The organism is Amycolatopsis sp. GM8 (assembly GCF_021653975.1).
Lineage (GTDB): Bacteria > Actinomycetota > Actinomycetes > Mycobacteriales > Pseudonocardiaceae > Amycolatopsis_E.
This window is the reverse complement of the sequence record NZ_JAJKFK010000001.1, coordinates 1,172,184-1,186,296: the sequence shown is the minus strand read 5'-3', so window position 1 is coordinate 1,186,296 and position 14,113 is coordinate 1,172,184. Positions and strand designations below refer to the sequence as shown.

Below are 14,113 nucleotides of genomic sequence, written 5' to 3'. Positions count from 1 at the left end.
TGCTGTGGGAGAGGTGTTCTTCGTGTCGAACCGTGACTTCTGAACCGGCGACAACTTGCTTCGCGTTTGTTTCATCGGCAAAAACTGGAGGTGACCGCTCGTGTCGAACCGTGACTTCTGATGACCGTCGGCAACCTGACCGCTCATAACACACCGGCTGTTCCGGTCTCGCCACGCTGCAGGCGGGCCCACGACACCGCGAGGGGAATGCCGAGTACGACACCTGCCGCACCCGCGATCGTGATAGCCGTGGTGGCCGAACCGAGCCACTGCGCCAAAGCACCGCCCACCGCGACACCCACGCCCTGGGCAACCCGGAGCCCGGTGCGGTACAAACCGCCCGCTCCGCCCCTCAGTTCGTTGGGCACCCACGTGATGAACGAAGCGCCCACCGTGACGATGTACGCGCCGGCCCCACCAGCGGCCGCGAGCACCACCAGGGACAGCACGAGGCCCGGCTCCACCGAGAACACGAGCAGGAAGGCCGTCGGCACGATCGCGAGCACACCGAGCACCCGTTTCCGCGCCTCGGCCGAGACGTAGCGGGACATCAGGAACACGCCGAGGACGAAGCCGAGCGGGTCCGCCGCGAGCAGCCAGCCGACCGCCTGGTCCGGTGCGCCGATCTCCTGCGCCAGCGGCGCGACCAGCCCTTCGGGGATGACCGCGAGGCCGACCAGCCAGGACAGGCCCAGCAGCACCCGCAACCGATGCTGGCCGGCGACCCAGCGGATCGCGCCGAACCAGCTGCCGTTGCCGTCGTCCGCCGCGGGGCGTTCGCCGACCCACTGATGCAGCGCGATGGCACTGAGCGCGAAGGTCGCGGCGTCGATGGCCAGCGCCGTCGTGGTGCCGGCCGCCGTGACGAGGAAGCCGCCGCCGGCCAGGCCGAACAGCATCGCGGTGTTCGTGGTGATGCCACGGATGTCCTGGCTGCGCAGGTACAGCTCGTCGTCGGTGAAGATCTCCCTGGTCAGCGCGTTCTGCGCGGCGTTGGAGGGCGCGCCGGCGAGCCGCGCGAGCACGACGAGCACGCACAGCGGCACCAGCGGCATGCCGGGAATCGCCATCACCCCGACCAGGACTGCCTGCACGGCCGCCGAGGCGGTCAGCACCGCCCGGCGCGGGAAGCGGTCGGCGAGTTGCGCCAGGCCGAGGCCACCGGCCAGCGCGGGCAGGAAGGTCAGCGCGTACGCGATCGCGGAGAGCAGTGCCGAGCCCGTGCGGTGATAGACCAGCAGTGCGAGCGCGACGGTCGTGAGCTGGTCACCGATGGTGGACTGGGCTTCGGCGAGCCAGACGGTGCGGAACTCACCGTTGGCCAAGACCGTGCGCATGCGCGGCCGGGCCTGAGTCCTCACCATCTTCCTAGCTCCCCCCTTTCGGGTGAACGCCTGCACGCCCACGCATTGTGTCGTCCGCCGTGGGGTGCCGGAAACGGGCACTCACCCAAGCGGCAGGAGAGACAACAGCCAGTATGCCGCTTACAGCGCGGAGGCGAACAGTCACTGGACGACGGTAGCGCGGGTTTGGCCCCAACCGGGTCTAAACACCGACCTTCGGATTACGACGAACGGCGCACACCGTAGGTGCGGTTTACTGCCCCGGAGGTATGCCCCACTGGTCACTCATCACTCGTTCAGCGCAATCTGCTGACCGTTCGTCGTCGCCCGTGTGGCACTCGTGTCGATCAGGCGAAGACTGATCGCAAGGCCAGTGGGAGCCGCTACCGGGCTGCGTCGGGGCTGGCCAGTTGGGGAGTGAGGACGATGAACATGCAGCTAGCGGGTTTGCGGGAACGCGCGGTGGTGGTGACGGGTGCGGGTCGTGGGCTCGGCGAGGCGTTCGCGGTGCATCTCGCACAGGCCGGCGCCCGGGTGGTCGCCAACGACATCGACGAGGAGCTGGCCGAGCGGACCGCGGCCAACATCCGCGAGCACGGCGGGACGGCGGTGGCGAGCGGGCACACCGTGACCGATCCAGCCCAGGCACAGGAACTGGTCCAGCTGTGTATCGACGAGTTCGGCTCGATCGATCGCCTGGTGAACAACGCGGGCCTCAACTACGAGGCACTTCCCTGGCAGGAGGAGCCCGACCAGATCCGCGAACTGGTCGAAGTCAACGTGCTGGGGGTGATGTTCACCGGGATCGCGGCGATCAAGGCGATGGTCGCGCAGGGCAGCGGCGGCGCGATCGTGAACATCTCCTCGGGTGCTTCGCTCGGGCAGCGCAAGCTCGGGGTGTACTCGGCGAGCAAGGGTGCTGTGGCCTCGCTCACCTATTCGTGGGCATTGGACCTGGAGGACGTCGGCATCCGGGTGAACGCGGTGTGCCCGCTGGCCCACACCCGAATGGTCTGGAAGTCGGAACGTTCGCTGCGGAACTGCCCGCCCGACCGGACGCCTTCGCGGATCGCGCCGCTCGTGCTGTTCCTGTTGTCCGACGACGCCGAGGGCATCACCGGGCAGCTCGTCCGCTGCAATGGGCCACAGCTGCACATCCTCGGCCAGCCGTACCTGAAACAGCCGATTCTCGAGCGGCAGACCTGGGACACCGAGACGGTCCGGCGGGCTTTCGACGAGGTGTTCAGCGCGCACCTGGAGCCTTACGGACTCGAAAAGCGGGTGCCGCCCCGGTTGCGTAAATGGACGGAGACGAGCTCGACCCCGCTGCGCAGCGCCTGACCCTGTGGATAAGTCCAGTTATCCACAGGCGACGATTTTGTCCTGTACTTCTTCGTGACGAGTTCATCACGATGAAGTGGTGAATGTTCCGTTCCCGCACAAGCCGGGTGGCCGGGTCTCCCGATGGGGAACCGGCCACCCGCGGTCAGCTGTAGAGATCCGCGATCTGCGTCGCGTAGCGTTCGTTGATGATGCGGCGCTTGAGCTTCAGCGTCGGCGTCACCTCGCCCGATTCCGGCGTCCACGTCTTCGTGATCAGCTGGTAGCGCTTGACCTGTTCGACCCGCGCCAGTTTGCTGTTGGCCGCATCCACCGCGTGCTCGATCTCCTCGCGCACCGCCGGATGCGCTGCGAGCGTCGCCACGTCGGTGAACTCGATGCCGCGGGCCTGGGCCCAGCCGGGCAGGAATTCGTCGTCGAGCACGATCAGCGCGGTCACGTAGGGCTTGTCGTTGCCGATCGCGACGGCCTGGCCGACCAGCTGGTTCTCCTTGAGCAGCGATTCGATCCGGGACGGCGCGATGTTCTTGCCGCCGGAGGTGATGATCAGTTCCTTCTTGCGGTCGGTGATCTTGACGAACCCGTCCGCGTCGATCTCGCCGATGTCGCCGGTCGCGTACCAGCCTTCGTCGTCCAGCGCGGACTCGATCGACCCGTCCTCCCGCAGGTAGCCGAGGAACACCAGCGGTCCGCGCACGAGCAGCTCGCCGTCTTCGGCCACCTTCACCTCCATGCCGGCGATCGGACGGCCGACGCTGCCCGCGCGGAAAGCCTCGGCGCTGTTGGCGGTCACGGCGCCGGTGGTCTCCGAGAGCCCCCACACCTCATGGATCTCGACGCCAAGGCCGGCCAGGAAGTACAGCACCTCGAGCGGCAGCGCGGCCGCGCCGCTGGAGCAGAAGAGCAGCCGGTCCATGCCGAGCAGCTGGCGGATCGGGGCGAGCACCGTGTGGTCGGTCTCGGCGATCTTCTCCGCGAGCTCCGGCGGCACCGGTTCGCCGGCGTCCCGCAACTTGTACCCCTGCTGCAGGAGTTCGTTCGCCTGGGTCAGCGCGGTACGCCTGTCCTCCGGCGCGTTCGCGAGCATGTTCTTCAGGCCTGCCACCAGCTTTTCCCACACCCGCGGCACGCCGAAGAAGCCTTGCGGGTGTACGCGGCCGAGCGCGGACACGACGGCGGTCGGGTCGGCGAGCGTGTGCACGTGCCCGGCGACCGTGATCGGCAGGTAGATCGCCAGTTCCCGCTCGGCGATGTGGGCGAGCGGCAGATAGGCGATGTTCGCCACGTGCAACGGCATGCCGTGTCGTGCCTGCATCGCATACGACTCGTGCACGGCGTTGGCGTGGGTGAGCACCACGCCTTTCGGCTCGCCCGTGGTGCCCGAGGTGTAGATCATCGACAGCGGGTCGGACGGCTTGATCTCGGCCTGCACCCGCTCGAACACCTCGGGGTCGGCTTCGTGCAGCTCCGTGCCCCGCCGCCGGAGCTCGGCCAGGCTGACGAACCGGTCGTCGCCGGGCGGCATCGCATCGCTGTCGATCATCACGACGTGCCGGAGCTTCGGCAGGTCGTCGAGCACCTGCTCCCAGCGCTTGAGCTCCTCCAGACCCTGCAGCACGACCACCGGCGCGGCGCTGTGCCTTGCGACGTAACGGATCTGGTCCGGGCTGAGTGTCGCGTAGGCGGTGCAGGGGATGGCAGCCAGGTGCACGGCGGCCAGATCGACGAGCAGGTGCTCGGGTGAACTCGGTGCCATGATCAGCATCCGGTCGCCGCGCTGGAGCCCGAGGTCGGCGAGCCCACGGGAACGTACGGCCACCTCGTGCCGCACCTCGGCCCAGGTCAGGGTCGGTTCGCCCTCGGCGTCGAGTGAGGTCAGCGCAGCCCGGTCGCCGTACTCTTCGGCGTTGCGACGCAGCAGCTTGACAATGGTCTGGCCCTCGACGCGCTGTGCGACGGACGTATCGGTGGTCACCTTTGGCCTCCTGTAAGCCCGGCTGCCCCCAGCGGACCGCACATACTCTAAGTGAGCCAGGACACAGGGCGATAGGGCCTGGCCTACGGAAGGGAAACTATGTCGTTGTCGCAGGTTGCGACCGAGCTGGACGCCGGCGACCCGCTGGCGGGCAAGCGCGCCGAGTTCGATCTCGACCCGCAGGTGTCCTATCTGGACGGGAACTCGCTCGGCGCGCCGCCACGGTCGGTGGCCGCGCGGCTCGACGAGGTCGTGCGGAAACAGTGGGCGGGCCGGCTGATCCGGTCCTGGGACGAGGGCTGGTGGCAGGCGCCCGAGCGGGTCGGCGATCGGATCGCGCCGCTGGTCGGCGCCGCCGCGGGCCAGGTCGTGGTGGGTGACTCGACGAGTGTCAACGTGTTCAAGGCGCTGGTCGCGGCGGTGCGGCTGAACTCGGGCCGGCCTGAGATCCTGGTGGACGCCACGACGTTCCCGACCGACGGGTACGTCGCCGAGAGCGCGGCGCGGCTGACCGGGCACGAGATTCGCCGGGTCGTGCCGGAGGAAATGCCGGCGGCGATGTCGGAGCAGACGGCGGCCGCCCTGATCAATCACGTCGACTACCGGTCGGGTCTGGTGCACGACCTGCCCTCGCTCACCGGGCGCCTGCACGAGGCGGGTGCGCTGGCGGTCTGGGACCTGTGCCACAGCGTCGGTGCGATCCCGATGGAGCTGGACGCCGCCGGGGTGGACCTCGCCGTTGGCTGCACATACAAGTTCCTCAACGGCGGCCCGGGCGCGCCGGCTTTCCTGTACGTGCCGGTGCGCTGGCAGGAGCGGTTCGACCAGCCGCTGAGCGGGTGGGCCGGGCACGCCGACCCGTTCGGCATGACCGAGGCCTACGCGGGCGGGCCGGGGATCAGCCGCGCCCGGACGGGGACGCCGGACATCCTGTCGATGCTCGCGCTGGACGCCGCGCTCGACGTGTGGGCGGACGTGATCGTCGAGCAGGTGCGGGCCAAGGCGTTGGCGCTGGGCGACTTCTTCCTACGCTGCCTGGACGAACAGGTGCCCGGCGCGGAGGTGTTGTCACCGCGGGATCATCGGCGGGGTAACCAGCTCTCGATTCGCTGGCCGGACGCGAAACGCGTCATGGCGGCGATGAGCGAGTCCGGCATCATCGGCGACTTCCGGCCGCCCGACGTGCTGCGGTTCGGGCTGGCGGCGCTGTACGTGCGCTACGTGGATGTGCTTCGCGCTGCTGCGTTTCTCTCAGGATGGCCGGGGTAGCGGGGAGGTGTGGGAGTCGCCGCCCCGGCCTTTCCCGATGCACTGCGACCGGCGTGACCGAGAAATTCCTGATGTCGTTCACCCTCCCTGATCGGCCGTACCCGGACCAGGGCCGAAGGACCCTGTTGTTGCCTTCACCTTCGGTAGTCCCCGGCCAGCCGTGTCCGGTTCGTTCAAGCCCGGTGGCGCCCCGGCTCTCTAGCGTGATCGACGACGAAAGGGGAACCATGCGACAGAACCTGCACTTCATCACTTTCGCGACCGCGGACCTCGACGCCGGGCGCCGGTTCTACGCGGACGCGCTCGGCTGGCGGCCGCTGCTCGACGTACCCGGCGAGATCATCTTCTTCCAGGTCGCACCAGGTATGGTGTTCGGCCTGTTCGACGCGGCGAAGTTCAACGAGGACCTCGCCGACGGCGCCGACCGGTCCACCGTCTCCGGCGTGACCCTGTCGCACAACGTCGACAGCCAGGACGAGGTCCGGTCGATTGTGGACAGTATGGAATCCGCCGGCGGAACGGTGCTGAAGAAACCGCAGCCCGGCGCGTTCGGCGGGATCTTCCACGCCCACGTGCGCGACCCGAACGGCCTCATCTGGGAGATCGCCCACAATCCCGGCTGGCACATCGGCGAGGACGGCACCGTTTCGCTCGGCTGATCACGCTCCGCGTAATTCTCCTGCCGGCCGCGCGCGGCTCCACCTGTCATGCGCTGCTGCACCTATCGGGCGCGGCTCAGCTGTCGGGCGTGGCTGCGCTTGCCGGGCGTGGCTGCGCCTGCCGGGCGCCGCTCAGCTGCCAGGCGCGGCTCAGCTGTCGGGCGCGGCTGCACTTGCCGGGCGCGGCTCAGCTGACGATCGGCAGCGGGTTCCGCACCGCCTGCGCCACGCCGTCGCTCAGCCGGGCCGCCGCGATGCGCTCCGCGCTCGGCCGGCCGTAGGACGTCGTGCGCTGCACGAGCGGGCGGCCCAGCGGCTCGACCATCGACTCCAGCGAGCTGATCGTCTTGTACGAGCCGTTGTTCGCGCCGGCCATGCGGCTGATCGTCTCCTCCATGAGCGTGCCGCCGAGGTCGTTCACGCCGCCTTGCAGCACCGCGCGGCAGGTGTCCTCGCCGAGCTTCACCCACGAGCACTGGATGTTGTCGATCAGCCCGTGCAGTAGGATCCGCGCCAGCGCGTGCACCGCGCGGTTCTCCCGCACCGTCGTCCCTGGCCGCGCCAGCCCGGCCAGGTAGATCGGCGCGTTCTGGTGGATGAACGGCAGTAGCACGAACTCCGTGAACCCGCGCCTTCCGTTGCGCTCCAACGACTCCCGCTGCAGCCGCGCGATCAGCTTGAGGTGGCCGACCCAGTGCGCGGGGGTGTCCACATGCCCGTACATCATCGTCGACGTCGTCGGGATGCCCAGCGAATGCGCGGTGGTGACCACCTCGACCCAGCTCGACGTCGGCAGCTTGCCCTTCGTGAGCACCCACCGGACATCGTCGTCGAGGATCTCCGCCGCCGTGCCCGGCAGTGAGTCCACACCGGACTCGTGCGCGCGCATGAGCCAGTCGCGAATGGACAGGTTCGTCCGTGACGCGCCGTTCACGACCTCCATCGGGCTGTAGGAGTGCAGGTGGATTTCCGGCTGCCGGCGCTTGACCTCGGCCGCGAGATCGAAGTACGCCGTGCCGGGCATGTCCGGGTGGATCCCGCCCTGCATGCAGATTTCCGTCGCGCCGGCCTCCCACGCCTGGTCCACCCGGTCACCGACCTGCGACAGCGAAAGCGTGTACGCGTCGGCGTCCGTGCGGCGCTGGGCGAACGCGCAGAACCGGCAACCGGTGTAGCAGACGTTCGTGAAGTTGATGTTCCGCGTCACCACGAAGGTCACGTCATCGCCGACCGCGTCGCGGCGCAGCCCGTCGGCCAACGCGGAAAGCGCGTCGAGCTCGGCGCCGTCCGCGTGCAGCAGCGCCAGAGCGTCCTCATCGGACAGTCCGGCCGGATCCTTTTCCGCGCGCCGCAAGGCCGCCGCGATGTCGGTGTCCATCCGGGCCGGTGCCGTCGGAACCTTCGCCGCGAGCTCGTTCCAGTCGCCGTACACAGAATCGAAGTCGCTGCGCCGGTCGCCGGTGCGCCCGACGGTGTCCACCTCGACGTGCAGCTCGGTCCGGCCCTGCTGCTGCCAGCCGCCTTCCGGCTCCTGCCACGGCTTTCCGGTCGGCTTCACGTCGAGTGCCAGCCCCGTCGACGGGTCGGCCAGCGCGGCGACGTGCCCGGCTACCCGCGGGTCGAGCCACGGCTCGCCGGCGAGGACGTACTCGGGATAGATCGTCAGCCGCTCGCGCAGCTCGTACCCGGCGGCGGCGGTTTGCCTTGCCAGCTCGTCGATCTGCGGCCACGCACGCTCCGGGTTCACGTGATCCGGCGTCAGCGGCGAGACCCCGCCCCAGTCGTCGATGCCCGCGCGCACCATCAGGTCGTACTGGGCGCCGATCAGGTTCGGCGGCGCCTGGATCCGCATCTTCGGGCCGAGTACGAGCCGCGCCACCGCGATCGTCGCCGCCAGCTCCTGCAGGTCGGCGTCCGGCGTGGCGCGCATCTTCGTATCCGGCTTCGCGCGGAAGTTCTGCACGATGACTTCCTGGATGCCGCCGTAGGCCCGCGCCGCCTTGCGGATCGCGAACAGCGAGTCCGCGCGCTCCTCGTAGTTCTCGCCGATACCGATCAGGATCCCGGTCGTGAACGGCACCGAATGCCGCCCCGCGTCGTCGAGCACGCGCAGCCGCACCGCCGGATCCTTGTCCGGCGACCCGTAGTGCGGCCCGCCGCGTTCGCTCCACAGCCGGGTCGCGGTGGTCTCCAGCATCATGCCCATCGACGGCGCCACCGGCTTGAGCCGCTGCAGGTCCTGCCAGCTCAGCACGCCCGGGTTGAGGTGCGGCAGCAGCCCGGTCTCCTCCAGCACGAGGATCGCCATGGCGCGCACGTAGGACAGCGTGTCGTCGTAACCGTGCGCGTCGAGCCACTCGCGGGCGGCCGTCCAACGGTCCTCGGGCCGGTCGCCGAGCGTGAACAGCGCTTCCTTGCAGCCCATCGCCGCACCCTCGCGGGCGATCTTCAGCACCTCGTCGGGGGACAGGAACGGAGCGTCCACTTTGCCCGGCACGGTCGCGAACGTGCAGTAGCCGCACCGGTCCCGGCACAGCCGGGTGAGCGGGATGAACACCTTGCGGCTGTAGGTGATCACGCCTTCGCGCCCGACCGCCGCGAGCCCGGCGTCGCGGATGCGTGCGGCGTGGTCGGACAGTGCGGCGAGGTCCTCGTCGCGGGCATGCAGCAGCACGGTCGCTTCGGCGATGTCCAGCGTCTTCCCGTCGCGCGCACGCGCCAGCGCGCGGCGCATCGCGGAAGCGGTCGGACGGTCCTGCGGTTCAGCTGATGCCATACGGCCAACGTAAGTCCGCACCGCGAACCTTCTCCACGACCGCGCAGGTGGTCCCCGCGGCCCGGGTGGGAGCTTACCGGGTTTCCGCAGCTCAGTGACCTTGCTTTCGTTGCCACGGCGGCCGGCGGGCGGTATTACCTAAAGTGTGGCGTCGGTGGTCGGCAAGCGGATCAACGGGCGGACCTACTACTACTTGGTGGAGTCCGAACGGGTGGACGGCTCGCCCAAGATCGTGTCGCAGCGCTATCTCGGCGCGGCCGAGGACCTGGCCGCGGCACTCGATGGTGCCGCCGGTATGCCCGAATCCACGCGACATCTGGCGTTCGGTGATGTCGCCGCGGTGTGGTCGACCCTGGAGCGACTCCAGGTGCGTCGCGCGATCGAAGAAGTCGTCGGTCCGCGCCGCGTGAAAGTCGCGACCTACCTCACGCTCGCCGTGCTGCACCGCGCCACAGCCGAGTGCACACCGCTGGCGGAATGGTGGAAAAGTGCCGCCGCGGCGCGTTTCGTCCGGCCACGCCTCGCCGCGGACGCGGTCACCGACGAGGAGTTCTGGCGGGTCACCGCGAGGCTGCCCCAAGCACATCTGGAACGTATCGAAGACGCCGTCTCCGCGCGCATCGATCTGCCCGATCCGACCACCCTCGCGGTGGATGTGCCGAACTTCGCGACCTACGCGGAATCGGACACCGCCGACGCGACCCTCGCCGGGCTGAGCGCGATCGTCACCCGTGACGGCGCGATCCCGCTGGTGTCCCGGGTGTATCAACGCGGCGGGCCGGGCGTCGAGCCCTTCGGTGTCGCGGTGGACCGGCTGGGTGCGCGCCGTCCCGGTGAGGTGACGGTCGTGTTCGACACCGGTCAGCACGCGCAGCTCGATCTGGATTCGGGGCTGCATTTCGTCGGCGCCCTGCCGCTTGGAGACTTCCCGGACCTGCTGACCCGCCCCGCGGCGAGCCGGCGACCGGTCGACCAGGACCGGTATCCGGGCGTGACCGCGCTCGACAGCCGGACCACCGTCTTCGGCGCGAGCCGGCGTGTGGTGCTGACGCACTCGGCGCGGCTGCACGCGGCGCAGGCCCGGAGCTTCGCGCAGGCGCTGAGCAGCGCGACCCGGCAGCTCGACGGCCTCGCGCTGGCGCTCGCCGCCGGCTCGAACCGGCGGCCGAGGGACCAGCTGCTCACCGATATCGCCCGGATCACCCGGGTGCGCTGGGTGGACCGGGTGCTGAGCGCGCGGCTGACCGGCACGCGGCCGGGGGAGCTGCGGCTGGAGTACCGCATCGACGAGGCCGCGCGCGGGCGGGTCGACGAGGAGTTCTTCGGCAAGCAGCTGCTGGTCACCGACCACGACGACTGGCCGGTCGCCGAGGTCGTCGCCGCGTACCGGGCGCGGTACCACCTCGACTCGACGTTCCGCATGCTCAACGGCTCGTTCGTGTCCGCGCCCGCGCCGCGCTGGGACTGGAACGAGCACCGGATCGCGGTGCATTCACTGGTCAGCGCGCTCGCGACGGCGGTCACCCACCTGATGCGCCGCGAGGCGGACCGCGCCGGGCTCGACCTGTCCGTGCGCGAGCTGCTCGACCAGCTTTCGGGCATCGGCGAGACCGTGCTGCGCTACCCGTCCACCGGCGGCCGCCCGCGCACCCGCCGCATTCTCACCGCGCGCGACGCCACCCAACAGCAGTTGTTCGAGCTGTTCGGGCTCGGTGCGTACGCGCCCTAAACCTCCAGCCAGACCGCGGTGTCGGTCAGGAGCTTGCCGTCCGGCATCGGTTCGCTCGCCAGTACGACCCGCTCGTGCGGTGGCAACGGGAACGGCGTGCGGGAGAGGTTGACCGCACACACCAGTCCCGGCTCCCGGCGGAACAGCAGCACGTCCTCGGGAGAGTCCAACCAGGACAGTTCGCCTTCGCCCAGTGCGGGATGCTCCCGGCGCAGGTGCAAAGCCGTGCGGTACAAGGAAAGCATCGAGTTCTCGTCCCGTTGCTGGGCTGCCACCGTGAGGTCACGCCAATGCGGCGGCTGCGGCAGCCATGAACCGTCCGGGCCGAACCCGAACGGCGGCTCGGTTCCCTGCCACGGCAACGGAACCCGGGAGCCGTCGCGGCCGCGGTCGGTGTGACCGGACCGTTCCCACGTCGGGTCCTGCAGCACTTCTTCCGGCAGGTCCTCGACCTCCTCCAGGCCGAGTTCCTCGCCCTGGTAGTGATAAACGCCGCCGGGCAGCGCGTGCATCAGCAGCAGCGCGGCGCGGGCGCGACGCCGGCCGGTTTCGAGGTCCACGGGCGCGTCGGGATTCGCCCGCCCGTAACGGGTTACGTGCCGGACAACGTCGTGATTGGACAGTACCCAGGTCGCGGGCGCGCCAACCGCGTGCAGCGCACCGATACTGGTGTCGATCACCTTACGCAGCGCGGCGGAATCCCATTCACAGCGCAGAAAGTCGAAGTTGAACGCGCTGTGCAGCTCATCGGAGCGCACGTACCGGGCGAGCCGTTCGGGCGTGCTCACCCAGGCCTCGGCGACGAAGATCCGGTCCTCCCCATAGGGTTCGATGACCTTGCGCCACGACCGGTAGATCTCGTGCACGCCGTCGCGATCCCAATGCGGGTGGTCTACGCGGTCCGCCGCCCCGATGCGCTCGTGGCCGGTCAGGCCCAGGTCGGGCAGCCCCGCCTGTTTGATCAGGCCGTGCGCCACGTCGATGCGGAAACCGTCGACGCCGCGGTCCAGCCAGAACCGGATCACGTCCTCGAACTCGGCGCGCACCTGCGGCAGTTCCCAGTTCAGGTCCGGCTGGGACACGTCGAACAGGTGCAGGTACCACTCGCCGTCGGGCACCTGGGTCCACGCCGGACCGCCGAACACGCTCTTCCAGTCGTTCGGTGGCGCGCCGGATTCCTTGCCCTGCCGGAAGATGTAGCGTTCGCGCGCCGCCGAGCCCGGGCCGGCGGCGAGCGCCTCCTGGAACCAGCGATGCCGCGTGGAGGTGTGGTTGGGCACGAGGTCGATGATCAGCCGCAGGCCGTGCTCGTGCGTTTCCCTGATCAGGGTCTCGGCCTCGGCGAGCGTGCCGAAGAGCGGGTCGATATCGCGGTAGTCGGCGACGTCGTATCCGCCGTCTTCCATCGGCGACGGGTACCACGGGGTGATCCATACGGCGTCCACGCCGAGGTCACGCAGGTAGGGCAGCCGGGACCGGATGCCGGCGAGGTCGCCGACGCCGTCCCCGCTCGCGTCGGTCAGGCTCCGGATGTAGATCTGGTAAATCGCCGCGCTGCGCCACCATCGGGTGCTGACCGCCACGTGCTGCCCCTTCCATCGGCTACGAACCAAGCGTAACCGGAGCAGTACGGATCACCCGATGACGTGCCGGGCGCGCTACCTCAGCGTGGTGGTGGCTGGGTGCGCTCACTGTCCGCGTCGAGCGACTGCGCCTTGTCGCGTTCGCGGCGGTGCCGCTGGGGCTGGTGGTCCTGCTTCTCAGCCAGCTCGGGGCCGCCCCATTTGTCGTCGTTGTCGTTGTCGTCCAAGCGGTGTCTGGCCATCGTTCCTCCCGATTCCGATCCACGCCGGAATGCCCGCGACACTGGCCGCCGAAACCTGTTTCTCCTGGTAGTCGCGTTGGGCACACCGGCTGTTACGGGGGGTCTACGCAGAATGGGAGTGTGCGCGACAGGTCAAACACGCCCGACGTACTCGGTCGGCGTGGTGCCCTTCCAGCGTTTGAACGCGTGGATGAAGCTGGACGCCTCCGCGTAGCCGAGCCGGATCGCCACGTCCTCGATCGACAGCGCGCCGCTCGTCAGCATCTCCTCGGCGAGCGCCGCCCGCACCTCGTCCAGCAGCACGCGGTAGCTGGTGCCGGACTCGGCGAGCTTGCGCCGCAGGGTCCGGGTGCTCATGCCCAGCTCGTGCGCGACGGCCGGCATCCCGCCGGTCAGCGCGCCGAAGCGGGTCAGCCGCTCGCGCACGTCGTGCGCGATGCCCACCCGCCTGCGCCGCCGCGAGACCAGCGCCCGGCACTGCGCCTCACACACGGCGACGGCGTGCGCGTTCGCGAGCGGCAACGGGGTGTCCAGGAACGTGGCGTCGAAAGTGCCGACATTGGCCGCCTGGCCGAATCGGGGCCGTACCCCGAAGAATGCTTCGTACTCATCCACAGTGGATGGTTGAGCATAGCGAAGATCAAGTGATATCAACGGAACTGGGATCCGCAACAGCTCGGCGAGCAAGCCGCAGATCGCCGCGAGGTCGCGCTCGACGAGGAAGCGGGCGAGATCGTCGGGCAGCGCGGTGTCGTCCAGTTCCATTCGCACCCGGTCGTCCACCAATATCGCCCGCGGAATACTGAACGCGAAACTGAGATCCAAATAGCGCAGCGCGAGATTGACCGCGTCGCGCACGGTGGGGCTACTGAGGAACGCGAAACCGAAGATACCGAATGTGGTGGCGCGGTACTCGCGTCCGAGGGTGAGCCCTGCGTCGGGCAGTGCCGCCGCGAGGTTCCGCACGACGCGCAGCTCCTGGCGCGCCTCCACCTCGGTTGTGGGATCGTACAGCAACTTCGGGGTCAGCCCGCTGCCGGCCAGCACATCGTCCACTCCGTACTCGTTCGCGAACCGGGCGAGGAGGCGGACGCTCCCCGTTCCGCGCGGGAAGTCCCAGTGCCTGATGGCCGGTTCGGCCAGCTGCATCATGGCCGAAATTATGGATCGGCTGTCCGCTGTTGTCTTGGGTCGCG

At 69.2% G+C, this 14,113-nt stretch carries 10 protein-coding genes; 4 read left to right on the top strand and 6 right to left on the bottom strand.

The features are described 5' to 3' along the window. Positions 1–143: 143 nt before the first annotated feature. A complete protein-coding gene (locus LOZ83_RS05650; RefSeq protein WP_236789457.1) occupies positions 144–1,337 on the bottom strand; it encodes an MFS transporter in 1,194 nt (397 codons plus the stop codon). Between the two features lie 432 nt (positions 1,338–1,769). Between LOZ83_RS05650 and LOZ83_RS05645 the strand changes: the two genes are divergently transcribed. Further along, positions 1,770–2,684 (top strand): SDR family NAD(P)-dependent oxidoreductase, encoded by a 915-nt coding sequence (locus tag LOZ83_RS05645; RefSeq protein ID WP_236789105.1) that lies wholly within the window; start codon positions 1,770–1,772, stop codon positions 2,682–2,684. Between the two features lie 145 nt (positions 2,685–2,829). On the opposite strand, the gene LOZ83_RS05640 is transcribed toward LOZ83_RS05645, so the two are convergent. Beyond that, on the bottom strand, positions 2,830–4,659 hold the full coding sequence (locus tag LOZ83_RS05640) for a long-chain fatty acid--CoA ligase (protein WP_236789104.1): 1,830 nt from the start codon (positions 4,657–4,659) through the stop codon (positions 2,830–2,832). A gap of 99 nt (positions 4,660–4,758) precedes the next feature. Between LOZ83_RS05640 and LOZ83_RS05635 the strand changes: the two genes are divergently transcribed. After that, entirely contained in the window at positions 4,759–5,928 is a 1,170-nt protein-coding gene (locus LOZ83_RS05635) for a kynureninase (RefSeq protein ID WP_236789103.1), read from the top strand. A gap of 227 nt (positions 5,929–6,155) precedes the next feature. Continuing rightward, on the top strand, positions 6,156–6,587 hold the full coding sequence (locus tag LOZ83_RS05630; RefSeq protein ID WP_236789102.1) for a VOC family protein: 432 nt from the start codon (positions 6,156–6,158) through the stop codon (positions 6,585–6,587). Positions 6,588–6,774: 187 nt separating this feature from the next. Here LOZ83_RS05630 and LOZ83_RS05625 read toward each other — a convergent pair whose 3' ends face one another. Further along, the gene (locus tag LOZ83_RS05625) at positions 6,775–9,363 is read right to left on the bottom strand and encodes a bifunctional FO biosynthesis protein CofGH (protein ID WP_255823086.1); all 2,589 of its coding nucleotides are present in this window, start codon (positions 9,361–9,363) and stop codon (positions 6,775–6,777) included. A gap of 145 nt (positions 9,364–9,508) precedes the next feature. Between LOZ83_RS05625 and LOZ83_RS05620 the strand changes: the two genes are divergently transcribed. Beyond that, the gene (locus LOZ83_RS05620; protein ID WP_236789101.1) at positions 9,509–11,092 is read left to right on the top strand and encodes a transposase; all 1,584 of its coding nucleotides are present in this window, start codon (positions 9,509–9,511) and stop codon (positions 11,090–11,092) included. Here the strand turns inward: LOZ83_RS05620 and LOZ83_RS05615 are convergent. The 3 genes from LOZ83_RS05615 to LOZ83_RS05605 all read right to left on the bottom strand — a co-directional run bounded on the left by LOZ83_RS05615 (position 11,089) and on the right by LOZ83_RS05605 (position 14,069). Beyond that, positions 11,089–12,675 (bottom strand): glycoside hydrolase family 13 protein, encoded by a 1,587-nt coding sequence (locus LOZ83_RS05615; protein ID WP_236789100.1) that lies wholly within the window; start codon positions 12,673–12,675, stop codon positions 11,089–11,091. The two genes, LOZ83_RS05620 and LOZ83_RS05615, sit on opposite strands and share 4 nt — an antisense overlap. Before the next feature lie 80 nt (positions 12,676–12,755). Further along, a complete protein-coding gene (locus LOZ83_RS05610; RefSeq protein WP_236789099.1) occupies positions 12,756–12,917 on the bottom strand; it encodes a hypothetical protein in 162 nt (53 codons plus the stop codon). Between the two features lie 132 nt (positions 12,918–13,049). Beyond that, on the bottom strand, positions 13,050–14,069 hold the full coding sequence (locus LOZ83_RS05605) for an AraC family transcriptional regulator (protein WP_236789098.1): 1,020 nt from the start codon (positions 14,067–14,069) through the stop codon (positions 13,050–13,052). Positions 14,070–14,113 lie beyond the last annotated feature (44 nt).

Bases quoted from the DNA above. Each gene is read 5' to 3' on its own strand.
- LOZ83_RS05645 (WP_236789105.1), top strand. From the start codon at position 1,770: ATGAACATGCAGCTAGCGGGTTTGCGGGAACGCGCGGTGGTGGTGACG.
- LOZ83_RS05605 (WP_236789098.1), bottom strand. From the start codon at position 14,069: ATGATGCAGCTGGCCGAACCGGCCATCAGGCACTGGGACTTCCCGCGC.
- LOZ83_RS05635 (WP_236789103.1), top strand. From the start codon at position 4,759: ATGTCGTTGTCGCAGGTTGCGACCGAGCTGGACGCCGGCGACCCGCTG.
- LOZ83_RS05610 (WP_236789099.1), bottom strand. From the start codon at position 12,917: ATGGCCAGACACCGCTTGGACGACAACGACAACGACGACAAATGGGGC.
- LOZ83_RS05630 (WP_236789102.1), top strand. From the start codon at position 6,156: ATGCGACAGAACCTGCACTTCATCACTTTCGCGACCGCGGACCTCGAC.
- LOZ83_RS05625 (WP_255823086.1), bottom strand. From the start codon at position 9,363: ATGGCATCAGCTGAACCGCAGGACCGTCCGACCGCTTCCGCGATGCGC.
- LOZ83_RS05650 (WP_236789457.1), bottom strand. From the start codon at position 1,337: ATGCGCACGGTCTTGGCCAACGGTGAGTTCCGCACCGTCTGGCTCGCC.